Raw genomic sequence first — 24,776 nt, forward strand, 5'->3', positions numbered from 1 at the left:
AAATTATAAAACACTGAAAAAATAAAAATGGCTACTGCCTGGGTGTTCACAGCTGGCAGCAGCCTTTAACTCCTGTAGTAAAAGAAAATGTGCAAAAATAAAATCAGTGTTGTGCGGTGGCCAAGGGAAGGCTGAATCTTATCCCCAAACCGCCATATTCGGAAGGGTAGGCGCCAATTTCGCCCCTATGATGTTCAATAATGGATTTACAGCTTGCAAGACCCAGCCCCAGCCCGCCCTTTTGGATTTGCCGCGATTTATCCACAGTAAAAAATTTGAGGAACAGAGAAGATATATCCTTATCCGGCACTCCAATTCCATTATCCTCGATTTGAAAAAAGGCATACTGTCCTAGCGGGTATCCGGTCATATACACTTTCAGCTTATTTTTCCCTCCATATCTTACAGCATTGCTAAAGAGGTTGCCGAAAACCCGACGTATCATCGGTTCATTGACCATCAGCAATATATTTTCCGTAAATGAATGGCGGCAAGTAAGCTCGTTGTCAAGTCCTGCCAACTCATACTCATATTCAAAGGCAATGTTTTCAAATAATTTTGATGCTTTTACAGGTTTAGCTACCATAGATTCCAACTCCAGTTTTTCTTTGGTGAAGCTGGAGAAATCATTGATGAGTTCGACCATATATCCTGACTTCTTTTGAATCAAATCATAATATTCCTGCTTTTCAGTTTCTGGTAAATCCTTGTGCGTAGCCAGCAGTTCTGTAAAACCATTAATAGATGTCAAGGGTGTTTTCAAGTCGTGGGCAATTGCCGCGATCATATCGATCTGCTCTTTGTGCGCGAGTTGAAGCCGGTGCTCCATCTTATTGAAGTGTTTATAAAGTTCTCCGATCTCGTCATTACTTCTCAGAGCTAGCGGAGGCAGTGGATGTACAATATTTACTTCTTCAAGCCTGGTATTCAGAAGCTGAATGGGTTTCTCTATGCAAAAATGAATATAGATAATCAGAATAATAAATATGAAACAGGCAATTGCAAATATGGGCAGGAGCAATGCTATATATCGCGAGTCCAGCAATGAACTGCGTATAGGGGAATATACTGCAAAGACAAGCTTCAGGTACATTCCAATCGAAAACATGAATATTATAAACATCAGCAGGAACAAAAGAGGAAGCTTTATTTTCAGTTTCATACTATTGCTCTCTTTCCGTGTATTTATATCCTATGCCCCATATTGTTTTAATAAAGTCATATTCAGGACCAAGTTTCTTACGGATATTTTTTATATGAACCGTTACGGTATTTATTTCTCCGTATTCGTCTCCCCAGACGTTTTCATATATCTGCTCACGAGTCAATACATTATTGGGGTGGCGCATGAGGATAGACAGAATCTGAAATTCCTTCGTTGATAAGTCGAGCTTCCTGCTATTCAGGAATGCTTCAAACGTCTTATCGTTCAAAATGAGCGGAGAATCCGCCTTTTTGTTACTGGGACTAAGTTCATCCCACTCTTTAAAAAGCCTGTCCACTTTTCTGAAGTGAGCCTTTATCCTGGAGACAAGCTCCTGAATACTGAAAGGTTTGGTCATGTAATCGTCTGCTCCTATTTCGAGCCCGACGATTTTATCAATGTCCTTATCACGCGCACTTAAAAACAGAATTGGAACATTATAAGAATTTCGGATACTTCTGCAGACATCAAGTCCATCCATATCAGGCATCACTATATCAAGAACGATGAAATCAATGTGGTTTTCTTCCAATGCAGATAAGGCTTCTTTTCCAGAATATGCCGAAAGTATTGCAAATTGCTCGTACCTTAAACTCTTTGTGATGAGTTTTACGATTTCTTCATCGTCGTCTACAACTAATATCGTTTTTAGCATATTTATACCTCCCAGCCGCTTTAAATGGACTGAATTTATAAAACAAGAGCCGCATGGACTTCTCGCATTGAAAAAAGTCGCGCTTTAACAAACCGGCATGCTCTTCAATAGCAGTCGAGCTATGCACATATTCCAGCTTGAAGGCCTGCACATAGCTTTTGACGTAATGTCCGGGAGTGTGTCTAATCAAAAGACAGTGTGAAAAGGCTGAAAACCAGCACAAGTTTGGTTTTCAGCCTTTTCCGATAAAGTCCATCCGAGCTACGCACTCCACATGACTTGAGTGTCGGTCACTGTAATTTAAGCCGTAAGAAGAGCAGTGGCGGTAAACTTGCAACGGAAATAATATCTTGACAGGACTCAAATGGGTATTCCGCTCCAAATCCCTTACTGATTGAAATCAGTAAGGGATCATGGCTCTATAGTAACAGCTATTATCGTAATGTAAAGGGAGATGTAACGCACATTTTGGATTACACCGACCCTTCGGGTTTTAAAACTCCGAGAACCTTTGGAACAGGGGATGCCGATTTTCGTATGGTCCTAATCACATCGTTACCAAAAACAAATTAATTGAAGGCATCACTTTGACGGGAATTAAGGAGTAGGAACATTTCTCTACTCCTTTTTGTATTTTTTTCGGTACTGTAGCGGGGTGTGCCCGGTAAGATGCTTGAATACACGACCAAAGTGAGCGATGCTGTCAAAACCCGTTTTTTCAGCGATGGAAGTCACTTTCCAGTTTGTTTCTCTCAAATACGCACGAGCCTGCTGGACCCGCACATCTTGAAGATATTCTACTAAGGTAAAACCTGTTGTCTGCTTGAAAATACGGCACAAATACGTGCTGCTAATATAAAAATGCTCAGCCAGCTGATCTAGCGACAGGCTCTCGGCATAATGAGCATGCAGGTATGCGATGACTGAGTACACGCGCTGCTGCTTTTCGCTACGTTCCGGTGCAATGGTATCGGCAGTGGCCGATTGTATGCGCCGGATGCGGATAAGGAGCTGGAGTAGCAAGCTTTGGAGATATAGTTGGCGGTAGGCATGTTCTTGGTGGTATTCATCCAGCATTTGCTGAAATAGATGCTCCAGCTCGCATTGTTCTTCCGCGGAGGGGCGAAGTAGAAAGCTTTTTTCTGGCAGAAGAAGCTGGTTCTGATCGCTGGAGGGAGAGACAGTCATTGACGAGGCTGCAAATTCTTCATCAAAGTTAATCAAAATCCGTTCATGGCTACCGCTACCCTTGTTACTCGTACGGTGAAAATCATGTTTGCTGATCCAAATCAGATCGCCCTTCTGGAGCGCGTATACCCGCTGATTAATGTAATAGTAGCGTTCTCCTGCCAGCAAATAATAGATTTCGTGCGCTTGGTGGACATGGTCGGCGGACATGCTGAATGGCACCGTCCGTAGCGTTTGCTCGATGGCAAAACGGGGTGTAGCGATCATAGCGATAGTCTCCTTTAATGAAAAAATACATAAGGATAATATATGTATACTTTACGGGAAAAATCATAATAAAAGCGAAGATTTCGCTCTTTCTTATACTATAAAATAAAAGCAATTCATGTAAAGGGTGTGAACCAATTGGCTAAAATCAAATATGCACTTGTGGGTACCGGAGGAAGAGCCGAATTTTTTTACGGTGAAGTTGTTACCGTTTTCAAAGATACCTCGGAGCTGATCGCGTTCTGTGACGTCAATCAGACGAGAATGGATTATGCCAATCAGCTGTTACAGGAGAAATACGAGCATGAGCCGATTGCGACCTATAAAGCTCACGAGTTTGATCGGATGATCGCGGAAACGAAGCCGGATATCGTCATTGTCACGACCATTGACCGGGTGCATCATCGGTATATTATCCGGGCGATGGAGCTGGGCTGTGATGTCATTTCCGAGAAGCCGATGACGGTGGATGAGGACAAATGCCAAGACATTCTGGATGCCATAGACCGCACGGGACGAAAGCTGCGTGTCACCTTTAACTATCGTTATGCGCCGCATAATACGAAAATCCGCGAGATTATTATGGATGGAACGCTCGGAAAGGTGCTGTCAGTCAATTTCGAATGGCTGCTGAATACACAGCATGGCGCGGATTATTTCCGTCGGTGGCACCGCGACAAGCGCAATAGCGGCGGTCTGCTAGTGCACAAATCGACGCATCATTTTGATCTGATGAACTTCTGGCTCGGCTCGAAACCGGAGACGGTGTATGCGATGGGGGATCTGAAATTTTATGGCCGGGAAAATGCGGAGCAGCGTGGCGTGACGGAGTTTTATCAACGGGCTTACGGCAGCAAGGCAGCGGAAAATGACCCCTTCGCGCTACACCTGGACCGTAACGAGCATCTAAAAAGCATGTATCTGGATGCTGAGCATGAGGACGGCTATGTGCGGGATCAAAGCGTATTTGGCGACAATATCAGCATTGAAGATACGCTGAGTGTCATGGTGAAGTATCAGAACAAGACGGTGATGAACTATTCGCTGAATGCTTACATGCCTTGGGAGGGCTTTATCATCGTATTTAACGGCACGAAAGGACGCATGGAGGTTCGGGTATCCGAGCAATCCTATGTTAATTCCGGTGGCAGCAAGGCAGATGAGGGTGCGTTAAAAGAGAAGACCATCACCATCTATCCCCACTTTGCAGCACCTTATGAGGTCGAGGTAGAAGAAGGCGTAGGTGGTCATGGCGGAGGAGATCCAGTTATGCTGCGTGATATTTTTGATAAGCCGGCAGAGGATCGGTTTCATCGTGCGGCCTCACATATCGATGGTGCATGGTCCATTTTAACAGGCATCGCCGCCAACCGCTCTATGCGTACAGGTCAGCCAGTGAAGGTGGAGGAACTGGTGCACTTGTAATGAGCAGTAAATTTAATACTCAAAAGACCCCTCTAACTAGATTGAATAGAGGGGTCTTTTGGGTTGTATTTATATATAGAATGCACCTTACATCTTACGGCACCTTATTTTATTATTTATCGGCAGTTAGTTCCCGGGTTCCCAGTTGTTGTACAGGACGATGGTTATCGGGGAAAATGGCAGCAAACTGGTTGATTTGGTCTGCGGACATTTCAATAGGCTGCTCCAGCACTGTCCAATTCACATGTTCCGTGCATGGCGGGGTAGTCAGCGATCCGTTGTAGCGAACGGAGTGCAGGTCTTTTGGCAGCAGCGCAGCGAGATTTATTTCTTCATCCAGAGCCGTTTCTTGGGAAATATCCTTCGGCAGTTTGGACCAAATGCGGTTGAAAGCCTTGTTTTCTTTGCCACTTTGGATAAGGACCCCTAAGACTGCTGTGCTTCCGTTGTCGCTTTGATGGACAAAATGAAGCTCCATTTCAGCATTTTTACCATCGATTTGGTGTTCGCTCGGGTGATGAAAATGAAACTGCTTTAAAGTGAACTTAGTACCGTCCAGCATGATGCTATTGCTGGCATCGGCAACATTGATTTGCACAGTGTGTCCATTATTCAAAATGGATGCTTTCGTATTAGTGTAATGAACTTGCAGCGGTTGCTGTGTTTGCGATGCTTCCAGATGGGTATGCTCTATATTGACAGGAGATTGTTCGTGGCCGTTACCACAAGCAACAAAATCTTTTTCCAGCTCTCCCCAATGTTCCGGTCCCTGCTCTCCTTCATAGGACCAGTGTGGGCCTTTCTGAACAACTGCATGAGCGTTGTTAACTGATGAGGATGAAGTGCTGGTGGTACTAGAAATGGCGGGCTGTGAATTGCATCCTGTTACCGATACAACCAAGATAATGGCAAATATGCTGAACAGGCAACCTTTCCAGTTTTTTTTCATGTTACTTTATCCTTCTTCCAAAATAGAATATGTGAAACTTTTTACATTGTAAATTATTGTACAAAGTTCCTACAAGGGTCCAAGGACTTAGAAAGAAGCGTTTTTGGATTAAATAGTTTAAGTTAGATTTATATTTGTCCTTTTTGGGCAAAAATTACTATAATAATGAGTGTGCATTACAAAATAATTCCATATCTATTTAAAGGAGAGATCTACATGAAAGCAGCAATTGTTACAAAAGACAAGAAAGTCAGTATAGAAGAGAGACCTTTGCGTTCCTTGAAGCATGGAGAAGCGTTAGTCCAAGTTGAATACTGCGGAGTTTGCCACACAGATTTACATGTAAAAAATGCAGATTTCGGTGATGTCACAGGCAGAGTTCTGGGGCATGAAGGTATTGGAAAAGTCATTGAATTAGGTGAAGGAGTAACCAGTCTTAAGATTGGTGACCGCGTAAGTATTGCCTGGATGTTCCAAAGCTGCGGTCACTGCGAATATTGCCTAACCGGGCGGGAAACGCTGTGTCGTGAAGTTAAAAATGCTGGATATACGGTAGACGGTGCAATGGCAGAGCAATGTATTGTCACAGCTGACTACGCGGTCAAAGTACCAGATAGTCTTGACCCTGCCGCTGCAAGTAGTGTAACTTGCGCAGGGGTTACAACATATAAAGCAGTTAAAGTAAGTGAAGTCAAACCAGGACAATGGATCGGTATCTTTGGCATTGGTGGCTTGGGTAATTTGGCTGTGCAATACGCCAAAAATGTATTCAATGCTAAAGTTGTAGCCTTTGACATCAGTGATGAAAAACTAGAACTGGCCAAACAAATTGGTGCTGACTATATCGTTAACAGCATGAAAGAAGATCCGGTCGCTCGAGCTAAGGAGTTAACAAACGGTGCTGGTCTGGATGCAACCGTGGTTACCGCTGTTGCCAAAACACCTTTCAACCAGGCCATCGACGTTGTAAAGGCTGGCGCGCGTGTTGTAGCTGTAGGTCTTCCAACTGATAAGATGGATCTGGACATTCCACGTCTGGTTCTGGACGGCATTCAAGTTATTGGCTCCTTGGTCGGCACCCGCGAAGACCTTAAAGAAGCGTTCCAGTTCGCTGCAGAAGGTAAAGTCGTCCCTCTTGTACAAAAACGTCCGCTCGAAGACATTAATGAGATCTTCGAGGAGATGGAGCAGGGCAAAATCCAAGGACGCATGGTCATTGATTTTACGAAATAAAATGATGTCCATTTCGTAACTCTTGAAACTCGGAGAGAGAGAAAGCGCCTGCTGATGTATTGCAGGCGCTCTTTTTGGCTTTATAGCTTATTCAGAATGTTATCTTCCAAAACCGCAGATTTATCCCCGTATTCCTTAATAATATGTCTTTCTCCCCAAGCACAAAGAGAATCTAAAATGCTTTTCAGACTACATCCATATTCACTAAGCTCGTACTCCACCTTGGGTGGAACCTGATTATAGCTAATCCGATTGACAATGCCGTCTTCTTCTAATTCACGAAGCTGCTGAGTCAGCATTTTTTGTGTTATGGAAGGCATGATCCGTTTTAATTCGCTTGTCCGCATCTTTCCATGTGTCAAGTGACACAGAATCACGCATTTCCATTTCCCTCCGATCACCTCTAACGTCGCCTCAACAGAGATATTGTATTTTTTCTTCCCCAATGCCGATCCCCCCATGTGTTTCGCTTCTGTTATACATACCTTAACAGTCTGTTTTGATCAAAAAGAACTTTATTTAGGGTACTTTTTAGTACCTATATCACTAAAAAGTACGTACTGTTCATATTTGCTTGAATAACTCATAATAACATCTGCTGGTCGAAGATTTCTATAGATAGGAGTGAAAAACATGTCGTCAGAATCAAAACGAAGTATCTGGCCATTACTGGCTTTAGCCGTAAGCGCCTTTGCGATTGGGACAACTGAGTTCATCAGCGTGGGACTGCTTCCCCTGATCGCTGAAGACTTGCACATATCTGTAACGATGTCTGCACTAACTGTAACGCTATATGCATTAGGAGTTACCATCGGGGCACCTGTCTTGACCTCATTAACATCAAGTGTTCCCCGTAAAACGTTGCTGCTGTGGATCATGATTATATTTATTGCAGGTAACAGCCTCGCTGCGGTCTCTAGCGGAATTGCCTTGCTGCTGATTGCACGTGTGATCTCAGCGTTCGCTCATGGGGTGTTCATGTCCATCGGTTCCACTATCGCGGCCGATCTTGTGCCGGATGATCGGCGAGCGAGTGCGATTTCCATTATGTTCTCCGGGTTGACCGTAGCCACAGTCACAGGTGTACCTTTGGGTACCTACATTGGGCAGCAATGGGGTTGGCGGGCTGCATTTATGGCGATTGTGGTCGTCGGTGTAGTGGCACTCATCGCCAATCTGATTCTGCTACCATCTACGCTGCGCAAAGGGAACAAGACTCCTTTCCGCGAGCAGGTCAAACTGGTTACCAATGGTCGCTTGCTACTCGCATTTATCATTACAGCTTTGGGGTATGGAGGCACATTTGTGGTATTTACTTATTTATCTCCATTACTTCACGACATAACCGGATTTCAGCAAAGTACGGTAACGTTTATACTTTTGCTGTATGGAATTGCGATTGCCATCGGGAATGTTATTGGCGGAAAAGCAGCCAACCGCAAGCCGCTTTCAGCTTTGTTTTACATGTTTCTGATTCAAGCAGTGATCCTGTTTCTCCTGTTGTTCACGGCACCTTTTAAAACGGCAGGACTGATTACGATCTTCTTTATGGGATTGCTTGCATTTATGAACGTGCCCGGGCTACAGGTATATGTCGTTATGTTAGCCGAACGGTTTGCACCCAAAGCTGTCGATGTTGCCTCTGCTGTTAATATTGCAGCTTTCAACGCAGGGATAGCAATCGGAGCTTATGTAGGCGGGATTGTAACGGATTCACTCGGTCTCATTCATACGGCCTGGATCGGGAGCATTATGGTTTTCGTTGCGGTTTTGCTCACAGGCTGGAGTCGTATGCTCGAAAAAAGGGATAAACCACCATTACAGGCTAAAGCTTTTAAAAAATAGAGAGGAAGATACAAAATGACACAAAACTTACAAAGCACAACATTGTTAAACAACGGAGTTCACATGCCTTGGTTTGGCATCGGGGTATTTAAAGTGGAAGAAGGTTCGGAGCTGGTCGATGCTATAAAGGCTGCTGTAAAGCATGGCTACCGCAGTATAGATACAGCTGCAATCTATGCGAATGAAAGCAGTGTAGGGCAGGCTATTCAGGAAGCCCTTCAGGAAAATAATCTGTCCAGAGAAGAACTGTTCGTCACGTCCAAAGTGTGGAATGCAGATTTAGGCTATGAAGAGACACGAGCAGCTTATGAAGCCAGTCTGGACAAGCTGGGTCTGGAATATCTGGATCTATATCTGATTCATTGGCCAGTTCAAGGAAAGTATAAAGAAGCTTGGAGAGCGTTGGAATCCTTGTATAAAGAAGGACGGATTAAGGCCATTGGAGTCAGCAACTTCCAGATTCATCATTTGGAAGATCTCATGAAGGATGCTGAAATTAAGCCAATGATCAATCAGGTGGAATTCCATCCACAATTAACCCAAGCCGAGCTGTTGCAATTCTGTCAAAAGAACGACATTCAAATGGAAGCCTGGTCTCCGTTAATGCAAGGCCAATTGCTCGATCATCCGGTACTGCAAGACATAGCGACCAAGTATGGCAAATCGGTGGCGCAAGTGATTTTACGCTGGGATGTGCAGCAGGGAGTTGTCACCATTCCCAAGTCTACCAAGGCGCATCGGATCGTCGAAAATGCCGACATTTTTGACTTTGAACTGACGCGCGAGGATATGGATCGAATTCAGGCGTTAAATGCCGATCTTCGAGTAGGTCCAGATCCGGATAACTTTGATTTTTAAAATTACGTTCATCATGAGACGCCGTTTCCTTCTTCACTGAAGGGACGGCGTTTTGTGCATGATGGGTCTGGAGCCACAGCAATCCAATCCCGCCATATGGTATTATAGGGTTATGTGAAAAGAGACGTTTTGGAAGCTTGTGAATACGAAAAATCTCCGGGGGACTTCATGAATAAGACGATTGCAGATATAGCCCAAATGGCTGGTGTATCCAAGAGCACGGTATCCCGTTTTTTGAACGGCGGGTCTGTCAGCGTGGATACGAAACGTAAAATTGAAAAAGTGGTTAAAGCCACGGGGTATGTGCCCAATGCCTTTGCCCAGAGTCTTAAGGCGAAGCGGACCAACATTATCGGCACCGTTGTGCCACGTCTGGATTCTTTTGCGACATCCCATACGCTGATGGGGATTGATGAGGAACTGCGTTCTCAGCATTATCAGATGCTGATCTCCAATACGAGCCAGGATGTACAGCGTGAAATCGAAGCCATTTATGAGCTGGGACGACAAAAGATTTCGGGTATCATTTTGCTGGCTGCTCAAATTACAGACGACCATCTGACCGCGATTCGTGACATTGCTATTCCGGTGTTGCTGGTAGGCCAGCAGCACGAGCAGCTTCATAGCCTTATCCATGATGACTATCGCGCAGGATATGATGTTGGCACGTACGTTTTGTCACAGGGACACCGCGAAATTGCCTACGTTGGTGTTACTGAAAAGGATGTTGCCGTCGGTGTGCAGCGCAAGGAGGGCTTTAGACAGGCTGTTCGCGATGCATTGCCTACTGAGTCTCGTACGGACGATGCGATGCAAGCAGCAGGGTATGATATCAGATACTATGAGACCGGATTTAAAATGTCCGATGCGCGAATTGCTGCATCCGCTATTTTGGACAATTTCAAGCCAACGTTAATGGTGTGTGCTACGGATAATATTGCGCTGGGCGTAATCAATGCGGCTTATTCCAGAGGGATTGTCATTCCGTCGGATTTGTCGGTAACTGGCTTTGGGGGATACGATATTACGGAGGTCATTCACCCTGCGCTGACAACCGTTCAATATCCGTATATGGAGGCTGGACGTGTAGCAGCGCAAAATATTATGCGGCTAGTAGAACATAAATCGGTAGAAAAAGTGACGGTCATGAATTATTCCCTTATCGAAAGAGAAAGCGTTGACAAACGCTGAACAAGTGGATTATAATTTCTTCGAAACCGGTTCCATAGCATACGGACACAAATGGAATCGGTTGCAAATCCATGGATGAGCATTTTTTTAATCGTATGGGAACCGGTTCCGAAAGAATTTTTTTCACTAATTTGGAACCGGTTCCTGAGGCGAAGTTTTAATAAAAATGAGGTACAACTATGAAAATGACAAGAGAACAAAAGTATCGAATGATCGAGCAGGCAGAGCCCGGTGAAATAGCCAGCTTGGAGGAGAAAGTGGAGCAATGTCACTGGCGGCAGGGGTTTCATATCCAGCCACCGACAGGTTTGCTCAATGACCCCAATGGCTTTTCTTATTACCAAGGTGAATATCACTTATTTTATCAGTGGTTTCCACTCGGAACGGATCATGGGATGAAATACTGGTATCATTTGAAATCCAGAGATTTGGCCACATGGAATAGTGCGGGCATTGGCATCGCACCTGGGGATTATTTTGATTCACACGGGGCTTACTCAGGCAGCGCGCTGGAGCATGAGGGCAAATTATATATGCTGTATACGGGAAATGCACGAGATGAAGATTGGATCAGACATCCTTATCAATGCATGGCTGTTATGGACGAGAATGGTCACATTACTAAATGGGAGCACCCCGTTATTTCCAATGTGCCAGAAGGGTATACAGACCATTTTCGTGATCCCAAGCTATGGAAAGACGGCGATAGCTTTTACTGTGTGATTGGTGCCCAGAGAACGAATTTAACAGGCTGCGCGGTCCTCTACCGATCAACCGACCTTCGTACGTGGGAGTTTGAGGAAGAATTGTGCACAGGCCTGGAGTCGTTTGGCTACATGTGGGAATGTCCAGATTATTTTGAACTGAACGAAGCGGGTGTCTTGATCTTTTCTCCTCAGGGCTTGGAGCCTTCCGGGGATGAAAATCACAATATTTATCAATCGGGCTACGTAATCGGCAAGCCGTTGGATACCGGTACAAGAATACTGGAGCACGGCGGATTCCACGAGCTCGATAGAGGCTTTGACTTCTATGCGCCACAGACGATGATTGACCCGCAGGGGCGGCGTATTATGGTGGCATGGATGGGCCTGCCGGATATCGACTATCCCACAGATCCGAACGGATGGGCTCATTGTCTGACATTACCAAGGGAACTTACGCTTCATGAGGGTAAACTCTTGCAGCGGCCGGTCCCTGAGCTGACTACGTTACGCAGAAATCGTGAGGATCGGGTAGCTGACACGTTATTCTCAGAGAGCAAAACCTATGAAGGATTTACAGGTACGGCCTATGAGCTGATCTGTGAGGTAGATCTTTTAAGCGCTAAGATGTTTGGTATTGAATTCCGTGCGAGTGAGACTGAGAAAACGGTGATTAAATATGATGCCATCAGTCGCAAACTAGTATTGGATCGTTCGCAATCAGGTGTGCCTGTAGCCACTTCGTATGGTGAGGTACGGCAGTGTTCATGGGATAAAGATCATATCAAACTTCATTTGTTTGTAGATACGTCTTCAGTTGAGATTTTCGTCAATGATGGGGAAGAGGTGTTCACCAGTCGTATTTTTCCGCATCCAGAGAGTGACGAAATACGCTTTTTTGCCGACAAGGGAGAGGCTCTCTTCCAGGCGGTGAAATGGGATTTTACATGAGTAGGCTAAAACATCAAGTGGATCGTTAATCATCAAACAAACGGAATCAACGAGAGGATGAACATCATGGCGGAAAACAGAGAAATAGCTAAAGAAGTGATCCAGGCAATCGGTGGGCAAGAAAATATTGCTTCTTTTGCTCATTGCGCGACGCGCTTGCGGATTATGGTGCATGACAAGGAGAAAATTGATCAGAAAAAAGTTGAGGAGATCGACAAGGTCAAGGGTGCTTTCTTCAATTCCGGGCAATATCAGATTATTTTTGGTACGGGTACGGTAAATCGAATTTTTGAAGAGGTCGAAAAGCTTGGCGTAACCGGTTCATCTAAAGAAGAGGTGAAGAGTCAGGCGAAAAAGGAAGGGAACGTCTTCCAGCGCTCCATCCGTACCTTTGGCGATGTGTTTGTACCGATTATTCCTGTACTGGTTGCTACGGGGTTGTTCATGGGGCTACGTGGCTTGCTCACTCAGCCGCAAATTCTCGCTCTACTTGGCATGACGCCAAAGGATATTTCACCCAATTTTTTATTATACACACAAGTATTAACGGATACAGCCTTTGCTTTTCTACCAGCGTTAGTCGCGTGGTCAGCCTTTAGAGTATTCGGTGGTAGTCCAGTGCTGGGTATCGTTCTCGGTCTGATGCTGGTAAACCCGGCCTTGCCCAACGCTTATAGTGTTGCGGACGGCTCAGCCCACCCGTTGACGATGTTCGGATTCATTCCTGTGGTGGGCTATCAAGGCTCGGTATTGCCAGCTTTCTTCGTGGGCTTGATCGGAGCCAAGCTGGAGCGGGCGCTGCGCAAACGGGTGCCTGAAGCGCTAGATCTGATTCTTACACCGTTTTTAACACTGTTGATCATGATCACCCTGGGATTGTTTGCTATCGGTCCGATTTTCCATTCACTCGAAGAATGGGTGCTGCACGGAACAACGTTTGTGCTGGATTTGCCTTTCGGTATTGCAGGGATTGTCATCGGTTTCTTGCATCAGATTATCGTTGTTACAGGTGTGCATCATATATTTAATTTCTTGGAGATTCAACTGCTTGAAAAGAACGGCGCAAACGCCTTTAATGCCATCATTACCTGCGCTATGGCTGCTCAAGGTGCTGCCTGTCTGGCGGTTGGACTGAAAACGAAGAATAGCAAGCTGAAAGCGTTAGCACTTCCTTCCTCGTTGTCTGCTTTTCTGGGGATTACGGAACCCGCTATTTTCGGGGTCAACCTGAGATACATGAAGCCTTTTGTCATGGGTCTCATCGGTGGGGCGGTTGGCGGTTTTATCGCTTCACTCTTCCATTTGGCGGCTACAGGTATGGCAGTTACAGTCATTCCAGGCACATTGCTCTACATGAATCATCAGCTTCCGCTTTACATTTTGGCAAACTTGGCTGCTATGGTTGTAGCTTTTGTCCTGACCTGGATGTTTGGCTATAACGATAAAATGTTGGAAGAGGTCAAAACAGCGGGTTCTTCAACTTAATATGATTTCGGAATAAGCACAGATTCGCATATAAATGAACTATAACGGTCGCCCTACTTTGGAGCGCTCTTGGTCCTTGTTGAAAAGGGATGCTAGAGAAGCTTCCAGGTGGGGAGACCGTTTTTTATAAACTTTATCATTACGTATCCGGATACGTAATTTGGCTTTGGCCAACAGTGATCAAAAGATTTTGCCTATGTCATTGGGAGCATGATCATTTAGTCATCATTCTCGAGACGATGGGGCTGTATACTCTAATAAGTTTTCGGTTAATAACGCAGCTATCCTGAATTTCCATGTAGTACAATGGGCAGATGGTAGTTCTTGGTCTAGCCCTGAAGTAGGTTACCTGCTCGTGAACAAAAATTATCTGGGAGAGGTTTTTGCCGTTTATGGAAGATATACAGATGAAAATAGGGAATTTCAAATTAAAGCTCCAAGTTTTGGAGAATATCAAGTAATGGTACTTAACCTCAATGATTATACGATTTCAGGAAATGGATACGTTACGTTTTAATACTGTTTTATTTAACGATTATTATGTTTTTTTATGAACTTGTCATAATACTAATATTTTCCAAAATACGTAATACATCTTTTGGGAAAGGAGGCGTGTGCGTGTGAACAAGCGACTAAGAACAAGTGTTGTTGTCTTAGGTCTAACTGTTCTTATGGGAGGGGTTATAACCGCCATTCAAAGCCAAACTTTTGCTAATGAAATTAAAACTGAGGTTAAAGTAACCGGCGATTCTAAAACCAGTGTAACCAAAACTGAGACTAAGGCAACCGATGATTCTAACTGGCTCTCACCAGAGAGAAAGAAAGAACTAACTCATATAGCTCAATCTAAACAACCCCATGTCCTGTTAACTGAGCACGGAGATTTTTATCCCGTTAAGGTCCCAAACAAGTATCAAAGCGATCAGGTTGCAAATTTGGATAATAAGGGGGAAGAAATAACTACTAAAACAAAGCAGGTCATTTTAAGAAATTTCACCTACGAAAAAAAAGAGGAAGAAAACTGATTTTCCCAGGAACGCTCAAAAAAATGAGCGTTCTTTTTTCTAGGGTGTGTACGCAAACTGTAGATCAAGAGAATATTCTGGAGAATAAGAGATATGAGACGAAGATACGAATTAACAGACCGTGAGTGGGAAGTCGTTCAGATGTTTTTGCCCCCAGTACGAAAATCACAAGGAGGTCGACCACCCAAAAACCGTCGTCAAATGTTGAATGCCGTCCTCTGGGTTGCCCGTACGGGTGCTCCTTGGCGTGATTTACCCGATTATTATGGTCCTTGGTCCTCGGTCTACAGCTTTTTCTGGCGCCTACAAAAGGCCGGCATTTGGGATGAATCCTGAAGCACGTTACCATTGAACCTGATTTTGAGCAAATGATTGATTGATTCAACGATTGTCCGAGTCCATCAGCATGGGGCCGGCGCAAAAAGGGGGGCCAGCAAGCAAGCGATCGGACGTTCCCGAGGCAGATTAAACACGAAAATCCATGCCGTGGTGGATGCGCTGGGCAACCCGCTATGACAAGACAGCGAGCATGTTCAAGGCTTTTTTGGCGTTGATTTCGATAAGGATGTGGCTCAAATAGGTTTGCGTATAGGCTCTAATCAATCTAATTAGGTCGATATTGTGGATGATCCTGGATAACGGCCGCATTCATCATGCAGCCCGAGTGCAAGATTTCTTGAAGCAGCATCACCGATTACAATTTGTTTTTCTGCCGAAGTACTCGCCTGACCTTAACCTGATTGAAGGTTTATGGAAGTGGCTAAAGAGCGATGTCGTTCACAACGTTATTTTACAAGAAGTTTTATCATATTCGAATCAATGTCGTAGCCTTCATGAAACGCGTCAATGACAAATCGTTGGAGGTCATTGATCGCTTGTGAATACGAATGTAATTCAAAAATTCAGTCTATGTAGAATTTATATAAACGATCAATTTTACAAATATCAATAAACATATTATTGTAAAAACAAAGAAATTGGAGGTGGCTTGACAATGAAAATTCTTATAGTAGGCTATTTTACACAAATTTCAAAATCAAATATTAAAAATTATTTTCCTAATGACTGGGACATTGTAATTGTGTCGCCGGGAAAAGAAATGCTGCATCATATTGGAGACTGCCAGGTAATCATACCTGAACATATCAAAGTGGATCGCGACTTACTTTCCATGGCAAAAAAATTGAAACTGGTACAGACGGGTGCAGGGTATGATAATGTAGATATTGATGCCTGCACGCAACTAGGTATTTGGGTAGCTAATGCTGCAGGAGTGAATGCGCAGGCAGTGGCCGAGCATGTAATGGCGCTAATGTTGTCTTATTATAAAAACATACCCTACCTTGATAGATTCATGAAAACCAGAATAGATGAAAAACAGTTGGATTATACAGGAAGTGAATTAAAAGGTAAAACGATAGGAATTATCGGCTTTGGTGCTGTCGGTAAAAAAGTAGCTGAGTTTTGCAGGGTTTTTGATATGAATGTGCTGGTTAATGCTAGACATGCCGTTGTACAACCTGACAGCTTTGTAAAAATGACGGATTTCGATAATCTTGTAAGTGTATCAGATATAGTCACTGTACATACGTCACTGAATCCGCAAACCAAACAACTGATTGATAAAGGAGTATTCAAAAAGATGAAGAATACCGCACTTTTTATCAATACGGCTCGCGGTGGGATTGTCAATGAAAATGACTTAATAGCTGCTTTAAAAGATAAAGAAATTTCAGGAGCATGCTTGGATGTGTTTGAATCTGAACCGCTTTCAATTGACAGTGAACTAAGGGATCTGAGTAATGTCATACTTACTCCCCATACTGCCGGCATGCCAGATGGCGTCAAGTTGCATAAAAAAAGATATGATTTCTTTGTGAATAATATAAAACATATAAAAAACGGTGAAGAACCCGAAAGCAAGCTTAATCAGGTGTTATAGTTCTGATAATTTTTCATTTTATTAAAAAAGCAGTCGATCAATTGGCCGTTCTTTATACGTATCCTGGTCATACGCCCGCTTCCTCCTCCGGTCTCGCTTGCTCGGAATCCATTACCGAATCATCTGCCTGTCCCGGTGTCAACTCAAAGCGGAGCGGATTCGCCAGTGCATCAACCACGAACGCCAGAAAAAGCTGTAGGCTGAAGACCAAGGGCCATTATAATCGGGTAAATAATGCCATGAAGCACCGGTACGAGCAACCCAGAGGACGGCTTCACAGTTTGCGTACACACTCTAGCTTCAAATTCAAAATTGCTTCGTATCATCTTCCCATAGTCCTATTTCTGTAGTTCTAAACGATTGAGGAACGTTCATCCAGAAATTCGGACGGCGAGCAGCCTGTCAACCGTTTGAAGATTCGATGGAAATAGGACACATCACTATATCCCACATACTCCGAAATTTCACGAATCGTTAGCCGGGACTCGGTCAGCATGTAGATGGCGGTTTTAATACGTTGCGTATGTACATGCTCGCTGATCGTTTGACGTGTTACCTCACGCAGCAGCGTCGCGGCATAATTGGGGGTTTTACGGATGGCGTCGCCAAGCTCCTCCTTGGTTACCTTTTCCCGGTAGTGGTTCTGGATATACTGTTTCATATGTTCCACATGTCGCTCTCGATCGCAAGAAATGGCGCCTTTGTCCCATTCCTGATTCATATATATCATGGCCTCGGTCAGCAGACAGTCGGCCATTATGGTGTAGTAGCTTGGATGTTCAGTCCATTGATAGTACATCGATTTGATCCGTTCATGCAGCATGTCGTAGCATCCGGGTTTGATCAACAACGGCTTGTTTGTATTCAGGATGGGAAGTGTGCTGTTCGTACATGTTTTGCGGCAATGTATCACATACTTGGTATGAAAAAGCGTAGGAATACTCTTGCCATAGTAATCCAGATGACCGGGTAAAAGCAGTGTTTCACCCTTACCGAGAATGAATTTACAATCGTTCACCCAATATACACATTTGCCAAAGGTGACCAAAATGAACAGTAAGTCATCGTTGTCGATATTTGCACTAGCCTTTTCATACCAGTCCACACCGTTGTCCTGCCGTATATCCACCAAAGTAATCACGAAACTCACTCCCCGATGTCTTCAACATTCATTATACTGTAGTACATTCATCATACTATAGTTCATAGTCTTGGTGCACGGGTACAGGTAGAATAGAGCCATATAAGTTTAATGTAGATAGAGAAGCGAAGTGGAATAGAAAACCATACAGTAAAGACATTCAGGAGGATGACATTACTATGCTTAAAACGAAAATTATTTGTACTATGGGACCTGCCTGTGACTCCATTCAATTGTTAAAAGAAATGATCCAGGCTGGTATGACTGTAGCCCGCTTGAATATGGCTCATGGTGAGCTGGAAGATCACGTTAAACGTATCGAAAATGTGCGTCAGGCTGCGAAGGAAATGAATACCTTTATCCCTGTCATGATGGATATTAAAGGACCGGAAATCCGAATTGGCAAGCTGAGAGAGGCATCTTGTCTGCTGAAGCCAGGTAGCCAGCTCATTCTGACCACAGAAGAGATTCTAGGGGACGAGCATCGTATTTCAGTGAATTACCCAGATATGCCGAAGGACATCAAACCAGGCGACCGCATTCTCATTGACGACGGTTTGGTTGATCTGACTGTAACCTCCATCGAAGGTACAGAAATGATTTGTAATATTGTAAGCGGCGGTATTTTGAAGCCGAGAAAAGGTGTAAACCTGCCAGGGATTCATACAACCCTTCCAGGCGTGACGGAGCGAGATGTGAGGCACATCCAATTTGGGGTGGAGCAGCGCGTTGAGCTTATTGCGGCTTCTTTTGTGCGTAAAGGCGACGATATCCGTGAAATTCGTGAGATTTTGAAGGGACATCATGCTGAGCATGTACAAATTTATTCCAAAATTGAAAATGCTGAAGGCATGGAAAACCTGGATGATATTATCGAAGCTTCCGATGGCATTATGGTAGCCCGTGGCGATCTGGGCGTCGAGGTGCCGATTCAAGATGTGCCTGTGATGCAAAAAGAAATGATCGACAAGTGTAATCTGGTCGGCAAGCCCGTTATCGTAGCTACCCACATGCTGGAATCCATGCAGGTGAACCCGCGTCCGACGAGAGCCGAAGTTAGTGACGTGTTTAATGCCGTTATGCAAGGAGCCGATGTTGTTATGCTGTCGGGTGAATCTGCTGCAGGTAAATATCCTGTCGAGTCTGTACGGACCATGGCTGCGGTAGCTGCCAGTGCAGAATCACAATTGGATTATCAGGAGCAATTCGATAAGCGCAGAGCACGCCAAAGCACCAACATTACCGAAGTGATTAGTCAGGGTGCGGTAAGTTCGTCTCTGGAGCTGGATGCCAAAGCGATTATTACCTCGACTGCCAGTGGATTCACGGCACGTATGGTATCCAAATATCGTCCGAAGGCACCTATTATTGCGGTTACTCCGAATAATACGGTATTCGCTAAAATTTGCCTGTTATCCGGGGTGTTTCCGATCAAAGGGGATAAAGTAGCTACAACGGATGAAATGTTCGAATCCTCCATCCGTAACGCCCTGAATGCAGGTTATATCCATAAAGGGGACACTGTAGTCCTGTCGGCGGGTGTTCCAGTCGCTGAGGCGGGCACCACTAACTTGATCCGAGTATATCAAGTGTAAGTTAAAACAAAATATAGACAGCAAAAAGGCGCCCCTCCCATCGGAGAGCGCCTTTTTGACATGGATACGGGGTGTCATGGACTACGGCGTATAGCTGGCCATGTGCGTCACTGGCTTACAGCCCGAACACACTTTTAGCAACGACCTGTGTCAATTCTGCCTTATGGGCTTGATATTGCTCAGGCGTAATGCTCTTATTAGCTAGTCGTTGATCCAACTGCTCCGTTAACTGAGCTACCTGTAAATCAACGACAGCCTGTGGGTCCTGATTATTGGTGTGTGCAATATCTGCCAAGGTTTGACCGTTATACAACGCTTCATATAACTGCTCATCCGAGGATGCGCCCAATGTTTTCAACAGTTCATCATCCTTGGAAGCTTCATTATCCTGTACCTGAGGGGCTCTCTCTGGAGCCAGAGTAGCAGCATTAGCCCGACTTCCCCAAGTAGAAGATTGCCCAATAGACAACGCCAGCAACAGTGTACAGATGACCAACATTCGTTTTCGATTCATAAGTGTAAAATCTCCTTTGTGTTTCATTCAATTTCTGACAGAGTGGAGCCTTATATGGATATCCAACGGGAGTAATGTTTATGCCTTTTGCCGATCCGGCTTATGTAGTTACCAGATTCTAATATACATCATACACACCCAATCTTAGTGCAAGCTTAATACTCGTTTAAAATAAACTAAAAGAGGAGAATGTAAACAGGTTAAGCAAAAAAAATTCACGGATGCGAATAATGGATGTGATTTACCCTTTGGATTCTGTCCTTTTCTTTGACCACATTGTTCGTATCCCGTGAATACAGAGCAACAGGAAGGGGAACAACAAGCCGATGGATAGTGCATAAGGAATCCACGTCTTTGTATCATAGGTTTGTTGGTAAGGGACATTGGGGTACACGATGATGGAAAGGATGATTAAAATCATTCCGAGAGGAAGCACCAATTGTCGGTCTTTTTTCAAACGGAAGATTTGGGCTATTGCTGTCACCGTGGTGTGCATATACAGCGTAATTCTAAAAAAGAGCGAAATAAACCACATAGTAGCCATTATTGCTTCGATGCGCTGTAGAAAATTTCCAATGCTAATTTTTTTGGCTAACGCATAGCTAGGATATATATTTCTTGCTGTTAAGTCAGGACCTAATACCAAAATTGCCAATGCAACCACCACGACCAACATCAATCCGCCAATCACGCTGCCTATGAAAAAAGCTTTACGGGTTTGATCGGAACGATTTATAGAATCCGGGAAGATCATGAGAAAAATAATATGAGGTATAAACACAGTGCTACAAAAGGACAGGGCAGCAGGCCAAATAGGTCCAACTCCCGCCTCCAATACAGGTTGAACATTTTCCAGCTTAATATTGGACACCACTAAACCTACAAAAGAAATATAAAGCAGAGTAAATAACGGAAATAACAGTTCAGCCGAACGGACCAGCACTTCGAGACCCAGTCGAGCAGCCAATACTACAATAAGCGAAAAGAGAATATTTACCGCTAGAATCGGTGTTTCCGGTATCATTTGAGTAGTCATAAAATTCCCTATATAAAATAAAACAGGTGCAGGAGCATTGATGAATAGTGTGATGAAAAACAGAAGACCGGCGGCTTTGCCTAACCATTTTCCAAGCAGGGTTTCCATAATCCCAATCAGGGTCATATCTGGATACAGAGATGCAATCTTGCTGTACATATACAAGATAAGGAGCCCTGCCCCGACTCCAACGAGCGCGGCAATCCACGCATCTTGTTTGGCTACCGATGCCATGCCTGAAGGGATGATGAGGATTGCACTCCCGACCGTAAATAAAGTTGTTAATATCATAATTTGGCGTGCTGAAATTTTAATCTGTCCGGGCACCAATGTTCACCTCATCTTATCTGATTAGACCGATATGGGTCAGGAAATCGCTAAATGGCCTATATACGGCTGTTATCCAATCCAGGGGAGTAGGAATAAGCAAGTGTAATGCCTTGGCGCAGCTGATTCCGACCGCAACAAAGAGAAGGATGGAAAATAACCAAAGTTCTTTTTTAAATCCCTTTTTCCACATGTAGGGGACCTCGACCAAGCTGATTGCAGCAGCGATCAGTAATATACCCAAAACGTTCACCATATGAGACAGCATCTTGGAAAACACCTTCTTTTGTAGGGTGAGGGATTTTACTCCTTAATATCATTCAAAAATGAGCTGCCAATCGTACCTAAGCGCCGAATCTTGAAATCCACCTTGATATGTACAGGTAATTCTGTAAAGTATTCATAATCCCAATTTTTTTTAATGGATTTCCAGGTTCTCGGGTCAGCACGGTGAATGGCTTCACCGAATCCGAAAATATCAGCTTTGTATGATTTTTGAGCTTTTCTGACAGCCAAGTTCATAATCTCTTCTATCTTTTCTTCCTCTTTGTTCTCAAGGTCATAAATCGTCCCCACCTGGGTCAGATCCAGGTCATAACATTCAACTTCTCCCACGTTGGCCTCAACCTGCATTTTAATATTGATCTGAGGCTCCCCCCTATAAACGCTCCCTTTTATAGCAGTTTGGGTTCGAATGATTTCCGAGACGACTTTGCCGCCTCCTGGACAAGCCACAAAGCCGACAGAGCTCTGCACTTTGCCGAGGATGAAGTTGTAGCCTCTACTTTCAGTTTCATTTAACCAACCGATTAATCGGTCTTTTCTAAATACAGCAAGTCCGGAATACTGTAATCGGGCGGATGGGGCGATCTCTTGCACATTGCCGCTGGTTTCTCCCATTTCTTTATTGCCAACGATCCGGAGTCCTGTCAAGACAGGCTGCATTCCTTCACTGGTGAGTGCTGATACCAATTCATCCAAAGTTACTGTCGTAGTGGGCGACCAGTTTTTCTGTGATGTTTCCAGAGAGGAGAAAAGGTCATTTGCGGGAATCGGATCTAAAGGTGTCATAATTTTTAATGTATCCTCCGCACTAGTGCCCTTGGACACTACAATATAAAAATCGGTTCGGAACTGATGATATCTAGAGAGTAAATCTAAAGCTTTCGCCATTCCTTCGGTGGCCATCGACTCACCGATTACACATATACGCAGATGAGAAAAATACATTCTCCGGGGGCTAATCGTTGTTATTTTTCGGATCGCTTCAAATATGGTGTCCGCTTCCTCTGTATACAAGGTGGCTGGAGCACCGCCGCCTGCTCCTTTTTTGGCCGATGCTTTTCCAGGGTCCACCACTTGGAGAGAGACCCGGAACTGATCTCCTTGTTTATCAATCCCCATACCAACGGCGATGGCGAGCTCATTCAACTCCCTACGATTCCAACACCCCGTCAGAAGTAAAACGAGTGCAAGAATCAGGAACAGAATCGCTTTCTTCCGCTTCATGATTATCCACTCCTTTCCGACTGTTTCTCTTTTCTTCTATTCCCTTGATTTTCGAGGCGGAGTGCTGTTTCGACGTTTGACATTCTTCTGATCGACTAACCGGGGACGTGAAATCATCATCCAGTGAGGGAGTCGAAATATCGTATCTTTGGTGTCCGTCGGTATTAGAGGTGCAAAAGGAGTCATATAGGGAACACCAAACGAACGAAGGCTACACATATGCAGGATCAGGGCAATGCCTCCAACGATAATCCCGAACAGCCCAAAGGAAGCGGCAAGTCCCATCAAGGGGAACCGCAGCATACGAAAAGCGATGGACATATTATAGGCAGGAAGTACAAAGCTGGAAATCGCGGTAATTGATACGACAATAACCATCGCAGCCGATATGATGCCCGCCTCGACGGCGGCTTGTCCGATGACGAGTGTGCCCACGATAGAGACGGCTGCCCCGATGTACTTCGGCATACGAACGCCAGCTTCCCGCAATATTTCAAAAGTCAGTTCCATCATGAGTGCTTCAATAAAGGCAGGGAAGGGAACAGCCTCCCGCTGTGCCGCCAGACCGATCAGCAGTGAGGTCGGCAGCATTTCCTGATGAAACGTAGTGATGGCAACATATAAGGACGGACCGAGCAGGGAGATAAAAACTCCGGTGTAACGAAGAACCCGGATGAAGCTACTAATGTCTGCACGCTGATAATAATCCTCTGCCGCATGCAGGAAGGAAACAAACAGCGCAGGCACGACAAGCACAAACGGGGTTCCATCCACCAGAATCGCGATTTTTCCTTCCAACAGCTCGGCTGCGATGACGTCTGGGCGTTCAGAGTTGTACACTGTCGGAAAAGGGGTAAAAGTTTCGTCTTGGATTAACTCCTCGATATACCCACTTTCGAGAATACCGTCCACATCAATGCGGTTCAATCGCTCATGCACTTCCTCAACCAATTTAGGGTTCGCAATCCCCTTGATATACATGACAGCGACATCGGTCTGGGTCACACGACCGATTTGTTGGGTCTCCAGCCACAAATTGGGATCTTTAATCTTACGCCGAATTAAGGCCGTGTTTGTGCGCAGTGTCTCAGAAAATCCTTCCTGCGGCCCACGCACGACATTTTCCGAGGCAGGCTCCGTGACCCCGCGATCCTTCCATCCACGTGCGCTGGCTACTATTCCCTGTGTTTCACCGTCAATCAAAATAACAGCATCCCCGGACAACAGCGCGTTATATAAGGTTTCAAAATCGATAATCTCCCGGATGCCCCCGATGGTTAGAGCGTAATCTTTTAATATTTGCATGACACTAGAGGAGTTCTGGCTTCTGCACTCCACTTTCCTGGACAAGCTGCTATCCAGCATCATCGACTCCATGATGAAGTCGGAGACTATGTTTTTGTCCACTAAACCGTCGGTATAGAGGATCGCAATGATCTGGTCACCATCCTTGCCGATACGAATTTCTCTTATGACGATGTCGGTGCTGTTGCCGAGTGCTTGTCTGATCTGCTGAAGATTGGTTCCGATATTTGCACTGAGCTGTTCTCCGGTAGGTTCAGGTTTACTCTCGCTGTGCTGGATGGGCATCTTTTTAAATTTGTTAAGGGGGGTTCTTTTCCGAAAACGCATGAACGTTCTCCCTCTCCTTGAGGATACTTTTTATTCCAGTATGGACGCAGGGGTCTCCAGATAAACTTATTGCTGGAATTTCGACGGGGAGTAGCGGATA

23 protein-coding genes and 1 pseudogene are annotated in these 24,776 nt (G+C 44.7%); 13 read left to right on the forward strand and 11 right to left on the reverse strand.

Translation table 11 applies throughout. The annotated features are described in order from the left end of the window. Nucleotides 1-103 precede the first annotated feature (103 nt). The 3 genes from NSQ68_RS01400 to NSQ68_RS01410 all read right to left on the reverse strand — a co-directional run bounded on the left by NSQ68_RS01400 (nt 104) and on the right by NSQ68_RS01410 (nt 3,314). On the reverse strand, nt 104-1,162 hold the full coding sequence (locus tag NSQ68_RS01400) for a HAMP domain-containing sensor histidine kinase (RefSeq protein ID WP_342427740.1): 1,059 nt from the start codon (nt 1,160-1,162) through the stop codon (nt 104-106). A gap of 1 nt (nt 1,163) precedes the next feature. Beyond that, entirely contained in the window at nt 1,164-1,859 is a 696-nt protein-coding gene (locus tag NSQ68_RS01405) for a response regulator transcription factor (RefSeq protein ID WP_342427741.1), read from the reverse strand. A gap of 618 nt (nt 1,860-2,477) precedes the next feature. Next, the gene (locus NSQ68_RS01410) at nt 2,478-3,314 is read right to left on the reverse strand and encodes an AraC family transcriptional regulator (RefSeq protein WP_342427742.1); all 837 of its coding nucleotides are present in this window, start codon (nt 3,312-3,314) and stop codon (nt 2,478-2,480) included. Between the two features lie 138 nt (nt 3,315-3,452). Between NSQ68_RS01410 and NSQ68_RS01415 the strand changes: the two genes are divergently transcribed. After that, a complete protein-coding gene (locus NSQ68_RS01415; RefSeq protein WP_342427743.1) occupies nt 3,453-4,739 on the forward strand; it encodes a Gfo/Idh/MocA family oxidoreductase in 1,287 nt (428 codons plus the stop codon). 112 nt (nt 4,740-4,851) lie between these two features. Here NSQ68_RS01415 and NSQ68_RS01420 read toward each other — a convergent pair whose 3' ends face one another. Next, nucleotides 4,852-5,688, reverse strand: a complete 837-nt coding sequence (locus tag NSQ68_RS01420) for a carbonic anhydrase (RefSeq protein ID WP_342427744.1) — start codon at nt 5,686-5,688, stop codon at nt 4,852-4,854. Between the two features lie 216 nt (nt 5,689-5,904). On the opposite strand from NSQ68_RS01420, the gene adhP reads away from it, so the two are divergent. Beyond that, nucleotides 5,905-6,921 (forward strand): alcohol dehydrogenase AdhP, encoded by a 1,017-nt coding sequence (adhP, locus tag NSQ68_RS01425; protein WP_342427745.1) that lies wholly within the window; start codon nt 5,905-5,907, stop codon nt 6,919-6,921. A gap of 80 nt (nt 6,922-7,001) precedes the next feature. On the opposite strand, the gene NSQ68_RS01430 is transcribed toward adhP, so the two are convergent. Then, nucleotides 7,002-7,367: a helix-turn-helix domain-containing protein gene (locus NSQ68_RS01430; RefSeq protein WP_341162513.1), complete on the reverse strand. Its 366-nt coding sequence runs from the start codon at nt 7,365-7,367 to the stop codon at nt 7,002-7,004. A gap of 187 nt (nt 7,368-7,554) precedes the next feature. Between NSQ68_RS01430 and NSQ68_RS01435 the strand changes: the two genes are divergently transcribed. The 10 genes and pseudogenes from NSQ68_RS01435 to NSQ68_RS01480 all read left to right on the forward strand — a co-directional run bounded on the left by NSQ68_RS01435 (nt 7,555) and on the right by NSQ68_RS01480 (nt 16,922). Continuing rightward, a complete protein-coding gene (locus NSQ68_RS01435) occupies nt 7,555-8,766 on the forward strand; it encodes an MFS transporter (RefSeq protein WP_342427746.1) in 1,212 nt (403 codons plus the stop codon). A gap of 15 nt (nt 8,767-8,781) precedes the next feature. Next, on the forward strand, nt 8,782-9,624 hold the full coding sequence (locus NSQ68_RS01440) for an aldo/keto reductase (protein WP_340959718.1): 843 nt from the start codon (nt 8,782-8,784) through the stop codon (nt 9,622-9,624). A gap of 168 nt (nt 9,625-9,792) precedes the next feature. Further along, on the forward strand, nt 9,793-10,815 hold the full coding sequence (locus NSQ68_RS01445) for a LacI family DNA-binding transcriptional regulator (protein WP_342427747.1): 1,023 nt from the start codon (nt 9,793-9,795) through the stop codon (nt 10,813-10,815). Between the two features lie 179 nt (nt 10,816-10,994). Beyond that, the gene (locus NSQ68_RS01450; protein WP_342427748.1) at nt 10,995-12,470 is read left to right on the forward strand and encodes a sucrose-6-phosphate hydrolase; all 1,476 of its coding nucleotides are present in this window, start codon (nt 10,995-10,997) and stop codon (nt 12,468-12,470) included. Nucleotides 12,471-12,536: 66 nt separating this feature from the next. Further along, a complete protein-coding gene (locus tag NSQ68_RS01455) occupies nt 12,537-13,955 on the forward strand; it encodes a sucrose-specific PTS transporter subunit IIBC (RefSeq protein ID WP_342427749.1) in 1,419 nt (472 codons plus the stop codon). 355 nt (nt 13,956-14,310) lie between these two features. Further along, nucleotides 14,311-14,472 (forward strand): hypothetical protein, encoded by a 162-nt coding sequence (locus NSQ68_RS01460; RefSeq protein WP_342427750.1) that lies wholly within the window; start codon nt 14,311-14,313, stop codon nt 14,470-14,472. 103 nt (nt 14,473-14,575) lie between these two features. Further along, entirely contained in the window at nt 14,576-14,980 is a 405-nt protein-coding gene (locus NSQ68_RS01465; RefSeq protein WP_342427751.1) for a hypothetical protein, read from the forward strand. 93 nt (nt 14,981-15,073) lie between these two features. After that, nucleotides 15,074-15,316 (forward strand): transposase, encoded by a 243-nt coding sequence (locus NSQ68_RS01470; RefSeq protein WP_342427752.1) that lies wholly within the window; start codon nt 15,074-15,076, stop codon nt 15,314-15,316. A gap of 283 nt (nt 15,317-15,599) precedes the next feature. Continuing rightward, nucleotides 15,600-15,861: pseudogene (locus NSQ68_RS01475) on the forward strand (transposase); the annotation flags it as partial. 113 nt (nt 15,862-15,974) lie between these two features. Then, entirely contained in the window at nt 15,975-16,922 is a 948-nt protein-coding gene (locus NSQ68_RS01480) for an NAD(P)-dependent oxidoreductase (RefSeq protein ID WP_342427753.1), read from the forward strand. Nucleotides 16,923-17,274: 352 nt separating this feature from the next. Here NSQ68_RS01480 and NSQ68_RS01485 read toward each other — a convergent pair whose 3' ends face one another. Then, nucleotides 17,275-18,063 (reverse strand): AraC family transcriptional regulator, encoded by a 789-nt coding sequence (locus tag NSQ68_RS01485; protein WP_307353794.1) that lies wholly within the window; start codon nt 18,061-18,063, stop codon nt 17,275-17,277. A gap of 179 nt (nt 18,064-18,242) precedes the next feature. On the opposite strand from NSQ68_RS01485, the gene pyk reads away from it, so the two are divergent. Then, nucleotides 18,243-19,658: a pyruvate kinase gene (pyk, locus tag NSQ68_RS01490; RefSeq protein ID WP_307353795.1), complete on the forward strand. Its 1,416-nt coding sequence runs from the start codon at nt 18,243-18,245 to the stop codon at nt 19,656-19,658. Between the two features lie 115 nt (nt 19,659-19,773). On the opposite strand, the gene NSQ68_RS01495 is transcribed toward pyk, so the two are convergent. The 5 genes from NSQ68_RS01495 to NSQ68_RS01515 form a co-directional block, all read right to left on the reverse strand. Further along, nucleotides 19,774-20,172: a hypothetical protein gene (locus NSQ68_RS01495; RefSeq protein ID WP_342427754.1), complete on the reverse strand. Its 399-nt coding sequence runs from the start codon at nt 20,170-20,172 to the stop codon at nt 19,774-19,776. A gap of 241 nt (nt 20,173-20,413) precedes the next feature. Beyond that, nucleotides 20,414-21,535: an endospore germination permease gene (locus NSQ68_RS01500; protein WP_342427755.1), complete on the reverse strand. Its 1,122-nt coding sequence runs from the start codon at nt 21,533-21,535 to the stop codon at nt 20,414-20,416. Between the two features lie 16 nt (nt 21,536-21,551). Continuing rightward, nucleotides 21,552-21,803, reverse strand: a complete 252-nt coding sequence (locus tag NSQ68_RS01505) for a hypothetical protein (protein WP_342427756.1) — start codon at nt 21,801-21,803, stop codon at nt 21,552-21,554. A gap of 35 nt (nt 21,804-21,838) precedes the next feature. Further along, nucleotides 21,839-23,044, reverse strand: coding sequence for a Ger(x)C family spore germination protein (locus NSQ68_RS01510; protein ID WP_307353800.1), 1,206 nt, complete (start codon nt 23,042-23,044; stop codon nt 21,839-21,841). Between the two features lie 36 nt (nt 23,045-23,080). Beyond that, nucleotides 23,081-24,676, reverse strand: coding sequence for a spore germination protein (locus tag NSQ68_RS01515; RefSeq protein WP_342427757.1), 1,596 nt, complete (start codon nt 24,674-24,676; stop codon nt 23,081-23,083). Nucleotides 24,677-24,776: the final 100 nt, after the last annotated feature.

The sequence above is a fragment of the Paenibacillus sp. FSL L8-0158 genome (assembly GCF_038592965.1).
Classification (GTDB): domain Bacteria; phylum Bacillota; class Bacilli; order Paenibacillales; family Paenibacillaceae; genus Paenibacillus; species Paenibacillus polymyxa_D.

Excerpts from the sequence above, each read along its gene's own strand:
- NSQ68_RS01400 (WP_342427740.1), bottom strand. The coding sequence starts at position 1,162 with ATGAAACTGAAAATAAAGCTTCCTCTTTTGTTCCTGCTGATGTTTATA.
- NSQ68_RS01405 (WP_342427741.1), bottom strand. The coding sequence starts at position 1,859 with ATGCTAAAAACGATATTAGTTGTAGACGACGATGAAGAAATCGTAAAA.
- NSQ68_RS01410 (WP_342427742.1), bottom strand. The coding sequence starts at position 3,314 with ATGATCGCTACACCCCGTTTTGCCATCGAGCAAACGCTACGGACGGTG.
- NSQ68_RS01420 (WP_342427744.1), bottom strand. The coding sequence starts at position 5,688 with ATGAAAAAAAACTGGAAAGGTTGCCTGTTCAGCATATTTGCCATTATC.
- adhP (WP_342427745.1), top strand. The coding sequence starts at position 5,905 with ATGAAAGCAGCAATTGTTACAAAAGACAAGAAAGTCAGTATAGAAGAG.
- NSQ68_RS01435 (WP_342427746.1), top strand. The coding sequence starts at position 7,555 with ATGTCGTCAGAATCAAAACGAAGTATCTGGCCATTACTGGCTTTAGCC.
- NSQ68_RS01440 (WP_340959718.1), top strand. The coding sequence starts at position 8,782 with ATGACACAAAACTTACAAAGCACAACATTGTTAAACAACGGAGTTCAC.
- NSQ68_RS01445 (WP_342427747.1), top strand. The coding sequence starts at position 9,793 with ATGAATAAGACGATTGCAGATATAGCCCAAATGGCTGGTGTATCCAAG.
- NSQ68_RS01450 (WP_342427748.1), top strand. The coding sequence starts at position 10,995 with ATGAAAATGACAAGAGAACAAAAGTATCGAATGATCGAGCAGGCAGAG.
- NSQ68_RS01455 (WP_342427749.1), top strand. The coding sequence starts at position 12,537 with ATGGCGGAAAACAGAGAAATAGCTAAAGAAGTGATCCAGGCAATCGGT.
- NSQ68_RS01470 (WP_342427752.1), top strand. The coding sequence starts at position 15,074 with ATGAGACGAAGATACGAATTAACAGACCGTGAGTGGGAAGTCGTTCAG.
- NSQ68_RS01480 (WP_342427753.1), top strand. The coding sequence starts at position 15,975 with ATGAAAATTCTTATAGTAGGCTATTTTACACAAATTTCAAAATCAAAT.
- pyk (WP_307353795.1), top strand. The coding sequence starts at position 18,243 with ATGCTTAAAACGAAAATTATTTGTACTATGGGACCTGCCTGTGACTCC.
- NSQ68_RS01495 (WP_342427754.1), bottom strand. The coding sequence starts at position 20,172 with ATGAATCGAAAACGAATGTTGGTCATCTGTACACTGTTGCTGGCGTTG.
- NSQ68_RS01505 (WP_342427756.1), bottom strand. The coding sequence starts at position 21,803 with ATGCTGTCTCATATGGTGAACGTTTTGGGTATATTACTGATCGCTGCT.
- NSQ68_RS01510 (WP_307353800.1), bottom strand. The coding sequence starts at position 23,044 with ATGAAGCGGAAGAAAGCGATTCTGTTCCTGATTCTTGCACTCGTTTTA.
- NSQ68_RS01515 (WP_342427757.1), bottom strand. The coding sequence starts at position 24,676 with ATGCGTTTTCGGAAAAGAACCCCCCTTAACAAATTTAAAAAGATGCCC.